Annotated in this window: 15 protein-coding genes; 7 read left to right on the top strand and 8 right to left on the bottom strand. The window is 32.3% G+C overall.

The window, feature by feature from the left end:
• Positions 1-49: 49 nt before the first annotated feature.
• Entirely contained in the window at positions 50-589 is a 540-nt protein-coding gene (locus GKC53_02040; GenBank protein QRN40937.1) for a DUF2726 domain-containing protein, read from the top strand.
• 205 nt (positions 590-794) lie between these two features.
• Here GKC53_02040 and GKC53_02035 read toward each other — a convergent pair whose 3' ends face one another.
• The 7 genes from GKC53_02035 to fumC form a co-directional block, all read right to left on the bottom strand.
• Positions 795-1721, bottom strand: a complete 927-nt coding sequence (locus GKC53_02035; protein ID QRN40936.1) for a tyrosine-type recombinase/integrase — start codon at positions 1719-1721, stop codon at positions 795-797.
• A gap of 441 nt (positions 1722-2162) precedes the next feature.
• Positions 2163-3104, bottom strand: a complete 942-nt coding sequence (gene gshB / locus GKC53_02030) for a glutathione synthase (protein ID QRN40935.1) — start codon at positions 3102-3104, stop codon at positions 2163-2165.
• Positions 3105-3114: 10 nt separating this feature from the next.
• Positions 3115-4122, bottom strand: coding sequence for a tryptophan--tRNA ligase (trpS, locus tag GKC53_02025; GenBank protein QRN40934.1), 1008 nt, complete (start codon positions 4120-4122; stop codon positions 3115-3117).
• A gap of 540 nt (positions 4123-4662) precedes the next feature.
• Complete coding sequence (gene ribD, locus GKC53_02020) at positions 4663-5778, bottom strand: bifunctional diaminohydroxyphosphoribosylaminopyrimidine deaminase/5-amino-6-(5-phosphoribosylamino)uracil reductase RibD (GenBank protein ID QRN40933.1); 1116 nt, start codon at positions 5776-5778, stop codon at positions 4663-4665.
• A 1-nt stretch (position 5779) separates the two neighbouring features.
• Complete coding sequence (locus GKC53_02015) at positions 5780-6382, bottom strand: hypothetical protein (protein QRN40932.1); 603 nt, start codon at positions 6380-6382, stop codon at positions 5780-5782.
• A gap of 53 nt (positions 6383-6435) precedes the next feature.
• Positions 6436-7233 (bottom strand): shikimate dehydrogenase, encoded by a 798-nt coding sequence (gene aroE, locus GKC53_02010; GenBank protein ID QRN41813.1) that lies wholly within the window; start codon positions 7231-7233, stop codon positions 6436-6438.
• A gap of 16 nt (positions 7234-7249) precedes the next feature.
• A complete protein-coding gene (fumC, locus tag GKC53_02005; protein ID QRN40931.1) occupies positions 7250-8635 on the bottom strand; it encodes a class II fumarate hydratase in 1386 nt (461 codons plus the stop codon).
• 186 nt (positions 8636-8821) lie between these two features.
• On the opposite strand from fumC, the gene GKC53_02000 reads away from it, so the two are divergent.
• From GKC53_02000 to GKC53_01975, 6 genes are all read left to right on the top strand, one after another.
• The gene (locus GKC53_02000; protein ID QRN40930.1) at positions 8822-11791 is read left to right on the top strand and encodes a cell division protein FtsK; all 2970 of its coding nucleotides are present in this window, start codon (positions 8822-8824) and stop codon (positions 11789-11791) included.
• A 23-nt stretch (positions 11792-11814) separates the two neighbouring features.
• On the top strand, positions 11815-12441 hold the full coding sequence (locus GKC53_01995; protein QRN40929.1) for a riboflavin synthase subunit alpha: 627 nt from the start codon (positions 11815-11817) through the stop codon (positions 12439-12441).
• A 17-nt stretch (positions 12442-12458) separates the two neighbouring features.
• Positions 12459-13367: a pseudouridine synthase gene (locus GKC53_01990; protein QRN40928.1), complete on the top strand. Its 909-nt coding sequence runs from the start codon at positions 12459-12461 to the stop codon at positions 13365-13367.
• An 84-nt stretch (positions 13368-13451) separates the two neighbouring features.
• A complete protein-coding gene (locus tag GKC53_01985; GenBank protein QRN40927.1) occupies positions 13452-13673 on the top strand; it encodes a hypothetical protein in 222 nt (73 codons plus the stop codon).
• A 1337-nt stretch (positions 13674-15010) separates the two neighbouring features.
• Complete coding sequence (locus GKC53_01980; protein QRN40926.1) at positions 15011-16186, top strand: hypothetical protein; 1176 nt, start codon at positions 15011-15013, stop codon at positions 16184-16186.
• Entirely contained in the window at positions 16183-17427 is a 1245-nt protein-coding gene (locus tag GKC53_01975; GenBank protein QRN40925.1) for an ATP-grasp domain-containing protein, read from the top strand. The genes GKC53_01980 and GKC53_01975 overlap by 4 nt, the downstream gene beginning before the upstream one ends.
• Positions 17428-19075: 1648 nt before the next feature.
• On the opposite strand, the gene GKC53_01970 is transcribed toward GKC53_01975, so the two are convergent.
• Positions 19076-19570 (bottom strand): DUF456 family protein, encoded by a 495-nt coding sequence (locus GKC53_01970; GenBank protein ID QRN40924.1) that lies wholly within the window; start codon positions 19568-19570, stop codon positions 19076-19078.
• Between the last annotated feature and the right edge of the window lie 37 nt (positions 19571-19607).

The following is a 19607-nucleotide window of genomic DNA, read 5'->3' as shown; positions in this document are numbered from 1 at the left end:
GAAACTTATTCTTATAAGTTTGTAAAACATGTGAGAAAGAGGGGGAGAGATGAAACTAAATTTGTTTGTTTTATTAGTCAAAAAAATATTTGTTCAAAAGAAAAAAATTAATAGATTTAAGAAACAAAAAGAGCTTTATACGAATGATGAAGTTAGGCAAAAAGAAGTCAAAATAAGATCTTATATTAAGAAAGAAATGTTAAATATAGGTGAGTTGCTAACTTATCAAATCTTAATTAATTTTTTTGAAAAAAGAGATTTTAAACTTATAGTATGTCCACAAGTTTTGTTAAGAACTTTTATAGAAGAAGTCAATGATGATGATAATAAATTACATGCTGGGTTATATGTGGATTTTGTTATTGTTAATGACAATAGATTACCTGTGTTGGTAATAGAGGTTGATGGTAAAGGTCATAATACCAAAAATGATGAAGTAAAAAATACAATTCTTTCTAATGCCGGAGTTGACCTTATCCGGATTGATACATCAGATTGGGAGCGAGGAAAAATAAAATACAAGGAATTTATTCTTAATAAACTAGAGCCCAAATTACAGAATTTTGTAGATAATTATAACCGAACTTGACGTTTTCCCCGACCTAAGGGACGGGGATTATTGTTAATGTGTCTAGAATGGAATTATGCCAACTCACTTCGGTGTGGTTCTGTTGCTGGATCCTCCCCACTCTACATGATTCGCTTTTTTTAGTCAGAGTGGGAAGAATGATAAGTCTTTTTTAAACAAAAGGTTAGTTATAAGTCATTGGTTTTTAAATCTTTCAAAAAAATGATCATTTTTTGTCACCACCTCTCTTTTTTGCTCTGGGATGAGCGTGTTCGTATATATTAGTAAGATGATCAAAATCTAATTGAGTATATATTTGAGTAGTGGAGAGTTGACTGTGTCCTAGTAACTCCTGTACTGCTCTAATGTTTTGAGAGTTTTGTAATATTTGTGTGGCAAAACTGTGTCGTAACATGTGTGGACTGATATGTTGTTTTGCTTGGTGTCGAATAGCCCATTCATTGATATTTTGTTGGATTCTACGGTTGGTAATACGTTTTCCAAAACGAGACACAAAAAGAGCATCTTGATTTTCAATTTTAGGCCTTAGTTCTAGATAGCTTTTGAGTGCATCAATAGATTTATCTGTCAGAGGGATTTGTCTGGTTTTCGCACCTTTCCCTTTTACTGTTACCCACCCTGAATCAAGTTCTATGTCATCTAAATTTAAAGATTCTACTTCGGAGACCCTCAATCCAGAACCATACATTAGTTCAAACATAGCTTGCTCTCTTTTGGTGAGAAAAGGATCTCTATTATCATCTATATTGTCATCATCCAATAATTGGTTAAGATCTTGAGCATTCATAGCTTTAGGTAAACGTGATGGGATTTTAGGAATTTTAATACCTGCTAAAAAATCTTGATCGGTTAAGTGGTTTTCAATTAAATATCGATTATATTTTCGCCATACACTCACCTTTCTTGAAATAGTACTCGGATGTTTATTTTGAAAAGATAAGCGCTTTAGTGCCCAAGTAAAATTTGATTTATGAATTTCTTCATTTAAATTGGATTTTTTTGTTAGATCAATAAAACGAAATAATTCAATTAGATCTCTACGATACGCATTTTGTGTATGGATAGACATACCATTGAATTTTAATTCTTGTAGAAAATTTTCTAAAGGTTCTTTAAATTGATTGATTTTCATTATTTTTTTTAGCCTCAAAAAATTTTTTTAGAAATTCGTTCAGGATAGCCTGAGTTCTGAATTTACTGTGGGAATAATTAAAAAATACCATTTTATTTTTCACTAAAGCTACATTATCACCATTTGATGTTCAATTTTTGTAAATAATTACAACCTGACGAAGAAAAAGACTTATTCATTAAGAATTCGCATGAGGAATTATTCATGAAAAGTCTGAGATATATAGGGTTATTTCTACATCAGCAAGTATCAGTTCACGTGCTGAATTTGTTTCATTGATAACCGATGGGATTTAAAACAAATTTCAGCTTGATGTACTCTTAGGATAGCATCATTTGACGAGTGGTTGCCGTAGTTGGCGCCAATTATAACAGGATTTAAGTACGAAATATACAGTATGAACCAGAATTAGATTATAGACAAATGATATCTAAGTCATTATCATAAATTGGCGAATATAGCATCAACAAACAGTTTTGCGACGTCATAATCTTTTTGTTGCATGATTTCTTGGAATCCAGTAGGACTAGTGACATTTACTTCAGTTAGGTAGTTACCAATTATATCTAGACCTGCTAACAGAATTCCATTCTTTTTTAATCGAGGTGCAAGAGTACTAGCAATTTCTAATTCTCTTGATGTAAGAGGCATTACTATTCCTTTCCCACCCGCCGCTAAGTTGGCTCTTGTTTCGCCCGACTTAGGAATACGAGCTAAAGCATAATCAATAGGTTTTCCATCGATAATTAAAAGGCGTTTATCACCTTTAGTAATTTCCGGGATATAGCGTTGAGCCATAATTGTTCTGGTATTATATCTCATCAAAGATTCTAGAATACTTTGATTATTATAGCCATTTTTAGTAAGTCGGTAAATTTCCATTCCACCCATACCATCGAGTGGTTTAACAATGATATCTTGATATTCTTCTAAAAATTTTTCTACTTCACTAGATTCGGTAGTAACGATAGTATCAATAGTAAATTCTGAAAAATTTAAAATTGCTAGTTTTTCATTATAATCACGCATAGCTTGTCCACTATTGAAAACTTTAGCACCTTGCTTTTCGGCTAATGTTAATAGTTGTGTACTATAGAGATATTGTAAGTCAAAAGGGGGATCAGTTCTCATAATCACTGCATCAAAATCATACAAAGGGAATAATAATTGTTCTGATAACTGAAACCATGAATTGGTGTTCTCATTTATGAACCTAAATGGAGTAGAGCAAGCGACTACTTGATGATTTTGAATTGATAATTTAGAACTTAAGCAGTGAAATAAATTAATACCTCTTTTTGCTAATTCTCGAATTATTACGAAAGTGGTATCTTTATAAATTTTAAAAGAAGCAAGAGGATCAGCAATAATTAATACCTTCATAATTATACCTCTATATTAGGGTCCGAATTCCTACTGCATTTTTGATATCTTGCAAAAAAGGTACGGTGATTCGCCGTGCTTTATCAGCACCATATTGTAAAATATCTTCGATTTTATTAGGATGAGCAATCAAATACTCATATTTTTCTCTCATAGGAGCCAGTAAGTTGTTTAGCTTTTCAAACAAAATTTGCTTAGCATCCCCCCAAGCAATACCATTGGCAAAAGCGTCTTCAAATGATTTTTTCTCATATTCTGTTGCAAAAGCCGAATATATTTCATATAAGATGGAATCATTTACTGCCTTAGGTTCACCCGGCTTAAGACTGTTAGTAACAATTTTCATAATGATTTTACGTAACTTTTTTTCACTTTCAAATAAAGGGATTGTATTGCCATAACTTTTGGACATTTTTCTACCATCTAAACCTATTAATAATGATGTACCTTCATCAATTAAGACTTCTGGCAAATTAAATAATGGTTGATAGCGATGATTAAATCGAGCAGCAATATCTCTTGCCATTTCTAAATGTTGAACCTGATCTTTACCTACGGGAACCAAATTGGCGTTAAAGGCTAGGATATCTGCAGTCATCAAAACTGGATAACAATACAAGCCCATTTCAATACCACGATCAGCATCGTTGATGCCTTTATCCAAATTTTCTTGTACTAAAGCTTTATAAGCATGTGCTCTATTCATTAAACCTTTAGCACAACAAGTGGTTAAAATCCAGTTAAGCTCGGCAATTTCTATAATATCTGATTGACGGTAGAAAGTTACTTTTTCATAATCAAGGCCAGAGGCGAGCCAAGTAGCAGCAACAGAAATAATCGATTGATGGATCAATTGAGGATCTTTACATTTAATAAGGCCATGGTAATCGGCTAAAAAGAAAAAGGAATCAACTTTAGGATTTTGGCTAGCTAAAATGGCAGGACGAATGGCACCAACATAGTTCCCTAAATGAGGAGTGCCGGTAGTGGTAACACCTGTAAGAATTCTCTGTTTCATAATACGAAAGTCTATTCATTATTCAATAACTTGTTAATTTTAGCATGAGTGACTAGATAAGGGTTGTTATTTATTTGTTTAGTAATAAAACATCTATTATTTCAGTTATATTTTAAAGATACTTATTGATTCAATTTTTGTCATGTCAACTAAATATTTAAACTCAAATCTATCATCAAATATGATGTTAATGGGGTTCAATAATGGATTTTTAAAATTCAAGTAGCCCATTAGATACAGTTAAAAATATCACCTATTTGTGGCCAATATTTGTTGTAGTGCGTTAACATATACATTCTTTTTCTCAATGACACCTAATATAAACTAGTATTATTCTAGATCCTGACATAAAAATAACTCATATAGTAGTGGAAACAATTATTATTCAGTATTTTCGAATTACTGCAAAAAAATAGCCTTTTCTAATACGTATAAAAATTAGTTCCAGATAGAAATGGGTAACAGTGGTAGAAAAATCTTTAAAATAAAATTTATTCAATTTTATTCTGTTAATCTCTTTTGAAATGAAGGTATAGTAAATTATCTTAATTTTTGGCGTAGAATTAATTTGATGTCGCCTCCTAAATATTTAGAAGAGTCTATATGCCAATGTTGTACCTGTGATAAGTCTGTTACCTCTTCAAAAATAAAAGCATTTTTTGCGTGATGTCCTAGGATGATTGGTGCTTGATAGAGATGGATTTCGTCAATCAGGTTTTCTTTTACCAAGGCGCCGGCCAGAGTTGCACCACATTCAATGTATAACTCTCCAATTTCTGATTTAGCAAGCACCGTCATCAAAGCAGATAAATTAATACGGTGATTTTTCTCTGTGGCGTGAATAATTTTGATATGACTATATTGGATAAGAGTATCCAGTTTGGGAGAATCATGGTTAAGCGTGACAATCCATGTGGGGCTGTTTGAATCAGAAATGACATTCGAATTTAATGGAATGTTCAATTCTGAATCTAAAATGATTCTGATGGGTTGTCTTGGTGTATTAATAGATCTAACATTTAGGTGAGGATTATCTTTTATCACTGTCCCAATTCCAGTTAAAATAGCACAGGCTTGGGCTCTAGATTCCTGTACGTCAAGTCTTGATATTTCAGAAGTAATCCATTGGCTTTGCCCATTTCTAAGTGCTGTTTTACCATCAATACTAATGCCCATTTTTAAAATACAGTAGGGAATACCTCGCTCAATTCTAGATAAAAATCCTTTGTTGATTTCTCTAGCCTGTGCTTCAAAGAGTCCGTATTTTGTTTCAATTTGAGCATTTTTTAGTAGCTCAAATCCTTGACCTGCTACTAAGGGATTGGGATCTGCCATAGCAGCTATGACTGTTTTAACATGCTTATTGATTAATGCCAGAGCACAAGGAGGTGTACTACCAAAATGACTACATGGTTCTAAAGTAACATAAACTGTTGCCTTGGATAGATCTAAGCCAGAAACTTGAGAAAGTGCATTCACTTCAGCATGAGCCCCACCTTTAATTAAATGGTAACCCTCCGCAACAATTTGATCTTCAATCACAATAACACAACCAACCCTTGGGTTAGGTGAAGTACCATAGCGCCCTTGCCAAGCTAAGCTAAGGGCACGTTGCATACAGTTTTTATCAAACTCACTGAATTCGGGAGAATTCATCTTATTGTTTCAGTGCTCTTACAGAAACATTTTTGACAGCTTCTTTCAAAAATTCGATAGATTGACTTGGGCTGATGGCACAAATACTATATAAGGTCTTAGTCATTTCCATCAATATCACATCACAAGCATTATTTAAACCATTTTTTGGATCATGGTAAGAGTATCTGGCATAACTATGTTGATTGTCGTTGGTTACACCTTGAGTATATTTTGCTTGAGGAAATATTGTTTTAACATTTTTTTCTAAATCTGAAAAATAATCTTTTTTTGATTTATTTAAGGGTGCTACTTTAGCAACTGCAATAGAAGTATCTTTATCATCATTATAAAAATATTTGATTGTTTTAAATGATTTATACTGTTTATTGTACTTTTCCAGAGACTGATTATCTAAAGTTCGGTAAATACCTTCGGTTGTGAAAATTATTTGTTGGTTATTTTCTGTATCATTTACTGTTAATTGGGAACTATCATCTACTGTTTGTGCTAACTGAATATCCTGTTCAGAAATCGAACTGACAGTATTATTTTTCTTACATCCTGTTACTGATGTAAGAATAGTTAATCCTAACAATAATATATAGCCTTTTTTACAATTCATCGATATTTCCTTTTCGAGTTTGGTAAATCAATATTTATTCAGTGATGAAAAAATTATTTTAGCTTCAGTATAACTGAATTTACATCGGGGGTTAATTGTGTCCATTGACAAAATGATTCTGCCGCTTGATAGGCTAGCATACCGAGGCCATCACTGATTTCAGAGACACCACTTTTTTTTGCCCATATTAAGAATGGAATATCTTTTTTTCCGTACATCATATCATAGACAAGTTGACAAGAATCAAAAATTTTAGAGCTGATATTCAGAGGTTCTTTTTTTAAACTACTTGAAGTCGCATTAATAATAATATCGTAAGATTTTTCATGAGCATCCTCAAAGTTAACAAAATCAATATCAAATTCTTTGGCTAACAATTTTGCTTTATCAATTGTTCTGTTGGTGATGGTAATCGAATGAGGTTTTTCCATTAATAAAGGGAAAATGATACCTCGACTTGCACCACCTGCACCAATGATTAAGATTCGTTGATTTTTAAGATGAATATTTTTTGACAATATGTCATTGACTAAGCCAATGCCATCAGTATTATCTCCAAGCCATTCATTTTGTTCAAGCATGATGAGAGTATTAACAGCTTTGGCCTTTTGAGCCCTTTCACTTAACTTAGAAGAAAAATGAAAAGCATCTTCTTTGAAAGGGACTGTGATATTAGCTCCATTCCCACCTTGATTCCGAAATGCATTAACTGCTTTTGGTAAATTATTATCAACAACTAGCATTTTCTCATATTTAATTGGTAAATTAAATTGTTCAGCAAACATAGTATGTATTCTAGGTGAGAGACTATGTTCAATAGGATTACCGAAAACAGCTAATTGATATTTAATCATGATGTAATTACTTTTATCTACCGATCATTTTTAGAGGATCAACCCAATTATCAAACTCTTCTTCTGTTACAAAACCTGTTTGTAAAGCAGCTTCCTTGAGTGTTAACCCTTCTTGATGTGCTTTTTTAGCAATTTTGGCTGCTTTATCGTACCCAATATGAGTATTCAAAGCAGTGACCAACATTAGGGATCTACCCAAAAGCTCATTGATTCTTTCGTGGTTAGGCTCAATACCAATGGCACAATTATCATTAAAACTTATTATACCATCAGCTAATAAACGAATACTTTGTAGCATATTATAAGAGATCATTGGACGATAGACATTTAATTCAAAATTACCAGAAGCACCACCAAAATTGATGGCCACATCATTACCAAATACTTGAGCACAAAGCATAGTCATTGCTTCACATTGAGTTGGATTCACTTTACCTGGCATAATAGAAGACCCCGGTTCGTTTTCAGGGATTGTAATTTCTCCAAGACCTGAGCGAGGACCACTTGCTAACCATCTTATATCATTAGCAATCTTCATTAAGCTCGTGGCTAATGTTTTTAATGATCCATGTGCATGAACAAGTGCATCTGCTGAGGCAAGTGATTCAAATTTATTGGGTGAGCTAATGAAGGGGAGCCCAGTATAGTTGGCAATTTCTTTTGCCACTTGTTCAGCGTATCCTTTTGGTGTATTTAAACCCGTACCTACTGCAGTGCCACCTAGTGCTAATTCATATAAATGTGGTAATGTTTCTTGTACGTGTTTTTTACCGTGTTTTAATTGAGCGACATAGCCAGAGAATTCTTGACCTAATGTAAGTGGGGTGGCATCTTGTAAGTGTGTTCTGCCTATTTTTACAATATCCCGGAAATCATCTGATTTCTTTTGTAATGTATCACTTAATTTTTGTATGGCAGGCAACAAGTTATTATGGATTGATAAAACTGCTGAAATATGCATGGCAGTTGGAAAAACATCATTAGAAGATTGGCTTTTATTAATGTCATCATTAGGGTGAATCAAACTATTTTCTCCAATTTTACCACCCATGATTTGACTGGCACGGTTAGCCAATACCTCGTTCATATTCATGTTGGATTGAGTACCGGAACCTGTTTGCCAAACGACTAAAGGAAACTCGTCTGGGAATTTTCCCGCTAGAACTTCATCAGCCGCTTGCACAATTGCGTTCATTTTATTCTCGGGTAATGAACCAAGGTTATGGTTGACAATAGCTGAAGATCTTTTTACGATGGCTAAGGCTTGAATGATCTCTGAAGGCTGTTTTTCTCCAGAAATTTTAAAATTTTGTAAAGAACGTTGTGTTTGTGCGCCCCACATATGATTTGCTGGTACTTCTATCGTTCCAAAGGTATCTTTTTCAATACGATATGTCATTTTGAATTTCCTTAAAGATTAGATTGAACTTTCTATTATAATCAAGCCAATTTTTATTGGCTATAAATTATATTTGATCTAGTAACTAAATTCATTTCCAGCTATTATCGCACTAGATATGATTTATTTTCAAAAAAATAGTAAAATTTTGTATATTCTTTTAAACATAAAAATGGGCACAATTTAATGAGCACAATTTTATTAGTCATGTTACTTGCTATTTTGGTAGTCGTTGCTTTAGTCTTAATTCAACGAAGATTAAGAAGGAGATTTGAATTAGATGTTTTTTATATGTCTCTTTATCAAAATATAGATCTTTCAGACATGCCATATCCACCAAATAAATTTCGTACCTACAAGCCAACTATCGAAAGAGTACGTGATAGGCGAAATAAAATTGAAGCCCACAATAAATATCTTTCTTACCTGACTAATTTAAGGGATCAGTACCGAGCAAGACAACTAAAAAAAGCAAAGATCAAGAAAAAAGAAAATTTAAATTATTCCCTATTTGTTCAAGAGGGCGTAGAGAATAAAGAGACAGGGGATATTTGTGATGAAAATAAAGCTCAGAACATTTTTGATAATGTTGATTTACATAAAGAAAGATTTAAGGGCTTATCAGAAAATACAAGTGTATTAAAGGACTTTAACCAGGAGAATATACACCACAGAGAAATAGGCATGAGTGGTGTTATGGAAGAATCTATTTTAAAAGCACCCAAACAGGATTACGAGGTGATTACTATTAATGAAGTAGAAAATTTTAAAAGAAATAGTAGGATGCCATTGAAGGATAATCAATCAATTAATTATGGTGTTAAAGAGTTTATACCTAGAAAAGATAGTTGGGCAGAAATAGTCATACCCAATAATATCAATAGGAAATCGATTACCGATGCTATTGAAGATTATTATGTTAAAAATAATGAAAATACTAATTTTTCAATAGATTATGATCCAAAAAATAAACTAAGGAAACGGGATTCAGTGTCTATTGATGTTATTAGCACAGATGAAATCAAAAATAATCTACTTCGTTTACGAAGTGTTAGAAGGAGAGATAAATCTTCAAATAATCTTGTGACACCAACTATTCAAGTGGAAGAAGTTTTTCAAAACTTAAAAGGTAGTGACTCCCCATTGATGAGAAATAAAAAAGAAACAGATAAACTACCCAGAACGATGATCCTTGAAAGTATTATTCCTGAAGGCGCTAAGATAAAAGGTAAACATGGATTTGAAGTTAAATATAATCATCAAAAGCCAATTTCAACTAAATTTACCCCTTCGGATAATTCTAGTCCTGTTTCTAGTTTATTCTCCAATACTCCTCGTACAGCATCCTCTTATGGACGTAAAAGACAAATCTATGTACAGTCAGAGATAGCAAAAAACCACGAGCAATCATTTGAACCCCAGGTAGAGAGCTCTTTTGAGGACACTTCTGCAGACAATAAGAGTATAAGTGGGGATCAAGTTGATGATCCATATTCAAATATTATTGAAAGTAATAATGGTTTTTCTCATATTAAGACTGTCTCTAGGGATGTATATGCGGTACCAGATGATGCTAGAAGAAATATTAGTACTACATTGAATGAGAACAAAATTGATAGTCAAGTTTTCTTTAAACAGAGTGTGGACGATGATAATCGTTTAGGTGGTTGTTATCAAGCACCAAATCTTAGTCTCTTAGAGCCTAAAGATATGAGTGATTCTCACATCGAGAGTAAGGATAAAATTATTGCAAGAGGCCAGTTGATTGAAAATAAATTAGCAGAATTTAAAGTCAAAGTTAGTGTGACGGATGCCTATTCAGGACCAGTAGTAACACGCTATGATATTGAACCTGATACAGGGGTCAGAGGTAATCAGGTCATTAATTTGGAGAAAGATTTAGCGAGGGCTTTGGGGTGTGGCTCAATACGTATTGTAGATACAATTCCAGGTAAAACATGCATGGGGTTAGAGCTTCCCAATGCAAAAAGGAAGGTTATCAGATTATCTGAAATATTTGATACAGATGTTTTTCTACAGAGTAGATCCAAATTAACTTTAGCGCTTGGACAAGATATCACTGGAGCACCAGTTGTTACTGATCTAACCAAATCACCCCACTTGTTAGTTGCTGGAACTACGGGTTCTGGTAAATCAGTGGGGATTAACGCCATGATTTTATCTATATTATTCAAGGCAACTCCAGAAGAAGTTCGATTAATTATGATAGATCCTAAGATGCTAGAGTTAAGTATTTATGAAGGTATTCCTCATTTATTGGCGCCCGTAGTAACGGATATGAAATTAGCACCTAATGCGTTAATTTGGTGTGTTAATGAAATGGAAAAACGTTATAAGGTTATGAGCCATCTTGGGGTGAGGAATATTGTTGGTTATAATCAGAAAATTAAACTGGCACAGCAAAATGGACAATCAGTTGTTAATCCATTTAGTTTAACACCAGATAACCCAGAATTTTTAAAGTCTTTTCCTTACATCGTAGTTGTGGTTGATGAGTTTGCTGACTTGATGATGACTACTGGTAAGAAAATTGAGGAATTGATTGCTCGTTTGGCTCAAAAGGCAAGAGCTGCTGGCATTCATTTAATCCTTGCTACTCAGCGACCGTCAGTAGATGTTATTACTGGTTTGATTAAAGCCAATATTCCTTCAAGAATTGCCTTTCAGGTCTCAAGTAGAGTGGATAGTAGAACAATTATTGATCAAATGGGTGCAGAAAATCTATTAGGAATGGGTGATATGTTATTCACCCGTGGATCGGGTTATCCGATGCGAGTTCATGGTGCATTTGTAGCAGATGAAGAAGTACATAGACTAGTAGAATATTTAAAACAATTTGGAGAGCCTGAATATGTTGATGATATTTTAACATCTGGAGTAGGCGAAGATGATTTACTTAGTAATGGCAATACGCAAAAAAGTAATGATGTGGAAGATGATCCTATGTATGATGAAGCTGTTAATGTTGTATTAACCAATCAGAAGGCCAGCATTTCATTCGTTCAAAGAACTTTAAGAATTGGGTATAATCGCGCAGCTCGGCTTATAGAGCAAATGGAAGTGTCTGGGATTGTCTCTCCGCCAGAAAATAATGGCAGTAGAACAATTTTAGTTAACACTATACCTTCAGAGTAATTGTGAATTATTAAAGGAGAATGATGTTTACTGGAATTGTTCAAGGAATGGGTACTATTGTTGATATTCAAAAAGGAAACGATAATAAATCACAAACGAATTGGGTTAAATTACCCCAGATGAGTACTGAAGGTTTACAAGTTGGTGCTTCTATTGCTAACAATGGATGTTGTTTAACGATAGCTAAGGTGGAAAAAGATGTTGTTGCTTTTAATTTAATAGAAGAGACACTCAAAAGAACTAATTTATCTTCATTCGTGGTAGGTGATAGAATTAATATAGAACGATCTATAAAAATGGGTGATGAAATAGGTGGACATATCATGAGTGGCCATATTATGCGTACCTTGGTTATTTCTAAAATTGAAAAAAGTGCTGAAAATTGTTCCATATTTTTTAACCTACCGGAAGAAGTTAGACCTTATATTTTTGAAAAAGGCTTTATTGGTTTAGATGGATGTAGTTTAACTGTTGGCAAAATTAATGGTAGTGAATTTAGTGTACATTTAATCCCAGAAACATTAGATTTAACTATTTTTAAATATAGAAAAATTGGTGATGAAGTTAATCTTGAGATTGATTCACAAACACAAGCAATTGTTAACACAGTAGCTCGATTTATGCGTGATCAATTGATTCTTCCACTATAACTTTGGAAATTTTAGATATGAGTAAACCTAAAAATAAAGTAAAGCATTTTTTTCGGAAGGATCAAGCCAAAAAAATGGTTTTGAGAAAACCTAATAAAAACATACAGGATAAGTCAGCTCGTTTGAAAGAGATGAGGATTCCGGAAGACAAAATAGCGCCTCAAAGGTTACAAAAAATACTGGCATCTTCTGGTCTCGGTGCCAGAAGAGACATGGAAAATTTAATTGAATCGGGGAAAGTACAAATTAATGGAAAGAAAGCTAAGTTGGGCGATAAAGTCACTTCAGCAGATGAAGTAAAAATTAATAATCGAGCAGTGAAGCTTATCTTTCCTAATCGCTTACCAGAGATTATTTTATACCATAAACAAGAAGGTGAAATTGTTTCGAGAGAAGATCCTCAAGGTCGAATTACAGTTTTTGATAGAATCTCTCCGATTAAAAACCATAAATGGATTGCTATTGGTAGGTTGGATATAAATACCTCAGGACTATTAATTTTTACTACATCAGGAGATTTGGTGAATAGATTTTCTCATCCTCGATTTGCTATTGATCGGGAATATGCAGTTAGAGTTAATGGTCAATTAACTCAAGCACAAATGGATGAGTTGGTAATGGAGGGCATTATGTTAGAGGATGGTCTAGCTAAGGCAGCAAGAATATCAGAAAGACATAATGATAATGAGAACAGTAAGAATTTTTGGTACAACATCGTTGTGCAAGAAGGTAGGAATAGGGAGGTTAGACGTATATTCAAGTATTATAAGCTGAATGTAAGTCGTTTAATAAGAACTCGATTTGGTCCTATTGCTATTCCCCCCAGGTTAAAATTAGGTCAATATTACAAGCTTAATGCATTAGAAACAGAGTATGTATTGAAAGAGATGGGGATGTTGGAGTATACTCCTGGAAGGTTTAAGTAAAGGTTTCATTTTTTGAGAAGAGTAAATTTTTTTTCTAATCTGTATCTTATTAATTTTGTGTAAAAAATTTAGGAGGAACAACGTATGAAAAAGAAATTATTAGTTTTGGTATTGTTATCTATGGTGACATCATTTTATAGTAATGCAGGCTGGTTTGGTGATAAAAAGGATGAAATCAAAAATACAGGTAAGCAAGAAGTCAAGTATCAAGTGACACAGCAGTTGGATAAATATTGCTTAAAATTACCAATCATCAATTATTATATTTGTCCTCCAATCAATCCGGATTGGATAGATAATATCTAAAGATAACAAGGTAGCTGGCTTTTTTAGGCGTCTTTTAGAAATCTTTTAGAAAAGAAAATATAGTTTTCAAATTAGGTTATCCAAATATAGAGCTAAATAGGTTGTTGAAATGAGGGGGAATCTGTTGGTTATCTAGCCTATGTGGGATTTAATATCTTGTAGATGGCCTTCAGATTCCTAGTGTTGGCTTGTTCTGTTAAGTGGTTTTATATCTTACCGTAATTTCATTTGCCCAAGTCGTTAAATCAATGTTACTGATATTTGTTCTACTGGTAGAACACAACGGCGAAGGATTATTCTACTCATTTAATGACTTCTAATCATTTATTGCAAAAGATAATAACTTTATTTAGGTCAATTATCCCTCGTTCGGTATAGATTAGTTATTTAACAACATTCATCCTCTAAAAAGAGGCTAGTGTTTTTTATCAAATATCCCATTAGAAAATATGAAATTTTTCTTGCTTGCACAACGGCATCAAGTCATAATTTTACTGTTTTGTTTACTTTTTATATCATGACATTTCTAGGTATATGAAATCCTAGATTTTTTATAAATTAGTAATAGGAATTTTGACCATAAGGTAATCCTACTTTTTGAATAGATTATTCCAATAGTGTTGGATATACCCTTTCAACAATATATAATTGTGCTGTATTTTTGCTGGTTAAAAATTTATTTAAAATATACCTACCTTATAACTTAAAGTATTTGTTTTAAAAATACTCTTTGGTTCTTAGTGAGGATTCTGAATAATTAAATGATGCTCAATAATTATTAATTGTTTCAATGTTTTCTTGTATCTTATTTTGGTTAGTTCGTCGATTGAGGGATCTAAATTTTATTTTTTAGTAAAAAATTAGCATACTCAGTTAACATAAACTCATCTATCTAGTGATAGTTCTAAATTCTTATTTTAGCTTAGTTATTGAACTTCAAATAGAGGAACTGTTTGTTTTAGAAGCAAACCTGTTTAGGTTTATTTGTATTTTCATTTCAATTTTAATTGAACCAGTTTTCGATAGAAAAATAAATTAAAGTTCTTTATTTTCATTAGCAGAGATTTTGTCTGTGATGACTCTGCCTTGTGAATCATTTTCCTGAAAAGAAAATTACCATGTATTTTAGTTTTAGTATGTGAAAAATAGATTTCGAGTATACTATGGCGAATATAGCTATTTTAATTAACCTAGGAGTAGGTTGTTTTAACAAGTACATATATGTATCTAAAAGATATTTTCTTCATTTCTACCTATTTTTTTATCAATGCCCTTGCATAGTTTTTAATATCATGCTGTAATACTAGAAAATGAATGTTAAGCTCGTGGGAGGTAGCGTGAGTAAGAAATTTTTAACCTACCAGTTTTATAGCTCGCTAATTTTTCTCTATATCAGTGATATGGGAGCTATGATTAGCATCATATGGGCATCATTAGAAATAACAGGAAGTACTATTTTTCTTGGTTCCATGTTATGTATTTCCAGTTTATTTCCATATTTAATCAAAAAAACATACACGAAAAAATCATTATCTATTTCTAATCTTTATATATTAAGAGCTTTTTCTTATCTCGCTATATTGATTATTACACTTCTAGGAATAGCAACTGAATATTCTGGATTGGTCATGACCATTTTACTATTTGGTATAGTAAATGTTCTAACTCTAAGTGTATATGAAACATATAACTCTTATATAGTTAACAATTCATATATATCTTCTGAATTAGCATCAAGAATAATGCAAACTGTATTACAATCAGGTGCTTTTCTAGGTGCAATCATTGCAGGACTACTACTTAGTAAAGTAGGGTATGATGCAATAATAAAGTTTATATCGGTGTATGAAATAATATTAAATATATTATTTTATTTTCTTAATAAATCAATGAATTATTTTCAGACGGTATCCACTTCTTATAATTCAAATCCTATTGTTGATAATGTATCAATTAATCGTGAAATAAAATTTATCTATATTTTATGCCTGCCACTGGGGATTATAGGCATACATATATCATCCTTTAATATACTATCGACTGTTATTTTCCAGAATCTAAATAATTGGGATCCTACACTGTTTGGCTATGCAAGTGGGTTGGCCGGAATAGGTGCATTTTTAGCATCACTAGTGTCTTTTAGAAAAGTACATTTTATAGTTTATACATTTATCCTTATATTGTTTGACATTATTTATAGCAACACTAGTTATCCTTTAGTTGCAATATTATCATGTTTTCTCATAGGTTTTTCTATTAACACTATAAGAATTAGTATTAGGAAACATATGCTGGATATAGCAAGTTCTTCATCATTGTCTCAAAAAATGGGGGAGTTATCTGCCTCTTCGTATGTGTTTTTCCAATCTATAGGGTCAGTAATTATTGGTATGATAATATCAGATAATTTAGCAGGAAATGCATTTTCTAGAATGTTGTTACCTATCGTGGGAATGATGATCTTTTTATCGTCTTGTATCAGTATGTTAACAATTAAGGAAAAAAAATTATGAAAAATTTCATTATTGTAGATCCTTTTTCAACAGGCGCATTGTTAGCTCCAGAAATAAGCAAAAAAGGACACACTGTATATAGTGTGTTATCTAGTGGTGATGAGATACCAGATCTTTATAAATCTTCTTATACTGGAGAGGGGTTTTCAAATTCATCTCTAATGACCATAGATGAGGCAAAAAAAAGTTTCAAATCTATTGATAACGTTATTGTAGGTACAGAGTCTGGCGTATTTGCTGGAGATTTATTGGCTGAATATTTTAATGTTAAAGGTAACTCCAGTAATTCCAGTAAATTAAGAAGAGATAAATTACTAATGCAACAGACGTTAAAGGAGCATGGGTTAAATTATATAAGGTCTTACGAGATAAATACTGATAATTATCAATCTATTATTAATATGCTAGATATTAATAATGGGTACGTGTTAAAACCTAAAAGTTCTGCTGGAACAGATGGTGTTTCATATTTTAAGAATAAGGAAGATTTATTAAATTTTATTCATGAGGATATATGGGAAAAAACTGATCTTTTTGGGAATATTAATAACACTTATTTAGTCCAGGAGTATATTTCAGGACAAGAATTTGTTGTAGATATGGTTATTAATAATGATGATATATTTGTTGCTTCGTTATGTACATATGAAAAATGTCATGTCAATAATAGTAGATTTGTTTATAAATCTCTTGTAGTTTTAGATCCAAATGATAATCAATTTGAATCGTTAATTAATTATGCAATGCAATGCGTAAAGGTTCTGGGTATAAGACATGGCCCTGCACATATGGAATTATTCTATACTTCAGAAAATAAGCCAGTAATGATCGAGGTTGGTGCAAGATTACATGGTGGAATTGCTCCTTTATTATTTAAAGAATGTTATGACAATAGCTTACTTGATTCAACAGTTACTTATTTTATCGAAAATACACTCCCTGTAAATAAAAAAGCTAAATTAAATAAGCATGGGAAAATAGTTTTTTTAATGAATACTAATGAAAATTCATCATTAGAAAATATAGAGCTTTTTAAATCAGATTTGTCTAAGTTAAAAAGTTTTTCAGGAGTGAAACTCTTTTTTAGAAATAATGAAGTATTACCATTGACGACTGATCTTACAAATATACCAGGAATTATATGGTTATCTCATCATGATAAAAAGCAAATAGAGTGTGATGAAAGTGTAATTCATTCTTTATTCCATAAATATTTACTGGAACACAACAAGTCAGTGTGACATTATCATTTATAAAAAATATAAAATCCTTAATTAAATATTGAAATATGCAGTTAAGATGTTCACGAGTGTTTACCCCAGTAAGTAAATAGGGAAAGTGTTTTCTGTTCTGGCGTTAAAAGCAGTTTATGTGGTTGACACCGCCACGACGGTAAGTTTTCTCCATTCTTCAAACAATATTCGATCCTTTTTTAGATTCAGTGCTATATCATCTAAAAAGTATGAATAAAAAACGGTTGTTATAACAATGGAATTGAAGGTAACAATAAAAATAAAATAAAAGTTGATAGTGTGCAGTAATCGAAAGTGAAAGTTTTCTTTGTCTGATATAAATAATGGACATATACATAGGGATATTTTAAACTGTTTAAGTTTTGTATCAAAAGATGACATGATAGATGAACTTTTATCTTTTATTGCCCTATTTTTACCTACATGTATAATATGTAAGAAGTCTTTAATTCTCAAATTAATGAAGACAACACAAAATACATATCAACAGTAAATTAACTAGATAGAAGAGTTACTTGTTACTTTCGGTAGAGATAATTATGATAAAAGTTGTCAATGGCTGTTTAAACTCCATTAGGGTGGGTATAGATAGTATCTAGAGATAGTATTTCATTTTTATCACAGAAAATTTAAATACTTTTTAATATTATGAAAATTGTGGTAGATAAATAGAAAATTTCAGGTGGTATGTTTTAACTTACAGTTGAGAGAATTTTTTGTAATGACACTTTACGATATGTTCCTTATGTTAGAGTGATTAACTAAACTTAGACATAAGCTGTTTGGTGGGCAGACAGCGATGGAAAAATAATTTTGTTTTCCAATTTTTCTTTGGAAAGTGACTTATATGTTACTTTCTCAGGTCGTGGTTTTTGATAGTAAAGTATTTCTACTTAGTTATTTTAAAGATTTGGTAGTGGTTTGTGTTCCTTATTGGTACTTCTTTTTGGGAGGTACATTTTTTTATCTATTTTGACTGTTGGTATAAGTACATCATCAGATAATAGATGTAGATTTACGATACCTACCGATTACCTTTCCGTTGTGTAAAGTGGTGTGGGGGGATCATCCATTATTCGTGATCTGCTTAGATAATTCTCTGATACTGTCACCTGTTTTATCTACCTTAGCCCAAATTTTATCAAATATAGGACAATGTATTTGTTGGGAGCAACTAGTCCAAATATTAGTCATTGAAATATGTACTTTCCATCATGAAGTCTTTTTGATTGATTCAAAAATATCAAATAGAATTGATATAATGTAGCGACCAAATGTGTGAAGTTAGATTTATGTCTGTGTTTCACCTTATATGCTAAATGCTTCAATTACTGTAGTGACTATTGATTTGGAAACAATCATTTACTCGAACAGTGAGCGTAGTAGTGATAAATAATTCCTTGATGCGATGGGTTTTTGCCTTTGAGCTCTGAATTCGATACTTTGCTTTACAAGGCAATGAGAATAGTCCATTTTCTAGTGCTATTAAATCCTACTGAGATGTATCAACAATGTCTGACCACTTTGATCTTGTTATCAATATGCAATTTATTACGTCAACCCATTGATTTTCCATTGAATAACAGCAACATATTTGATGATAATTTTGTATCATCAACCCCTTGCCATGGTCGTTTCAAAAGATCCAATAATAGATATGCACCAGTAGCACATATAGTAGTATTGTTGACACAATAGCAATTTTAAATACAGTTCCAAGAACAAAGCCGACAAAAGTTGTCAGTCCAACTTTCCCTGTCTGAAGCAAATTTTGGTTAGAAAGTAGTTCTCCAAGCATAGCACCTGCTGTTGAACCAAAGAAAATTCCCGGTAAGCCAAAAAATATACCCACAACACTACCGATTAACGAACCATAGACTGCTTGTTTACTAGCATTCCCTGTTTTTGCTCCTATAACACCAGAAATATAATCAAACAATAAGCCTATTACGGTCAAAACAAACATAATAACGAGAGCCGTAACAGAGATATACTCATAACTGCCAGCGTAGGCAACAATCCACAGAGCAGCAAAGATTAGTGGTAAACCAGGAAGAGCAGGGTTTACCAAACCAACAAAACCAATTAAAACTAATGCAGTAGCGATGAAGAGTAATATGATCGTAAGCATAGAGCACCCATCGTCGGTAATTAATTTATGGCCTCAT

The sequence above is a fragment of the Neisseriaceae bacterium genome (assembly GCA_016864895.1).
Taxonomy (GTDB): domain Bacteria; phylum Pseudomonadota; class Gammaproteobacteria; order Burkholderiales; family Neisseriaceae; genus QFNR01.
The sequence above is the reverse complement of the archived record's forward strand: the minus strand, read 5'-3'. Positions and strand labels throughout refer to the sequence as shown.

Coding starts and splice junctions, on each gene's coding strand:
- GKC53_02040 (QRN40937.1), top strand. CDS start 50: ATGAAACTAAATTTGTTTGTTTTATTAGTCAAAAAAATATTTGTTCAA.
- GKC53_02035 (QRN40936.1), bottom strand. CDS start 1,721: ATGAAAATCAATCAATTTAAAGAACCTTTAGAAAATTTTCTACAAGAA.
- gshB (QRN40935.1), bottom strand. CDS start 3,104: ATGAAGGTATTAATTATTGCTGATCCTCTTGCTTCTTTTAAAATTTAT.
- trpS (QRN40934.1), bottom strand. CDS start 4,122: ATGAAACAGAGAATTCTTACAGGTGTTACCACTACCGGCACTCCTCAT.
- ribD (QRN40933.1), bottom strand. CDS start 5,778: ATGAATTCTCCCGAATTCAGTGAGTTTGATAAAAACTGTATGCAACGT.
- GKC53_02015 (QRN40932.1), bottom strand. CDS start 6,382: ATGAATTGTAAAAAAGGCTATATATTATTGTTAGGATTAACTATTCTT.
- fumC (QRN40931.1), bottom strand. CDS start 8,635: ATGACATATCGTATTGAAAAAGATACCTTTGGAACGATAGAAGTACCA.
- GKC53_02000 (QRN40930.1), top strand. CDS start 8,822: ATGAGCACAATTTTATTAGTCATGTTACTTGCTATTTTGGTAGTCGTT.
- GKC53_01995 (QRN40929.1), top strand. CDS start 11,815: ATGTTTACTGGAATTGTTCAAGGAATGGGTACTATTGTTGATATTCAA.
- GKC53_01990 (QRN40928.1), top strand. CDS start 12,459: ATGAGTAAACCTAAAAATAAAGTAAAGCATTTTTTTCGGAAGGATCAA.
- GKC53_01985 (QRN40927.1), top strand. CDS start 13,452: ATGAAAAAGAAATTATTAGTTTTGGTATTGTTATCTATGGTGACATCA.
- GKC53_01975 (QRN40925.1), top strand. CDS start 16,183: ATGAAAAATTTCATTATTGTAGATCCTTTTTCAACAGGCGCATTGTTA.
- GKC53_01970 (QRN40924.1), bottom strand. CDS start 19,570: ATGCTTACGATCATATTACTCTTCATCGCTACTGCATTAGTTTTAATT.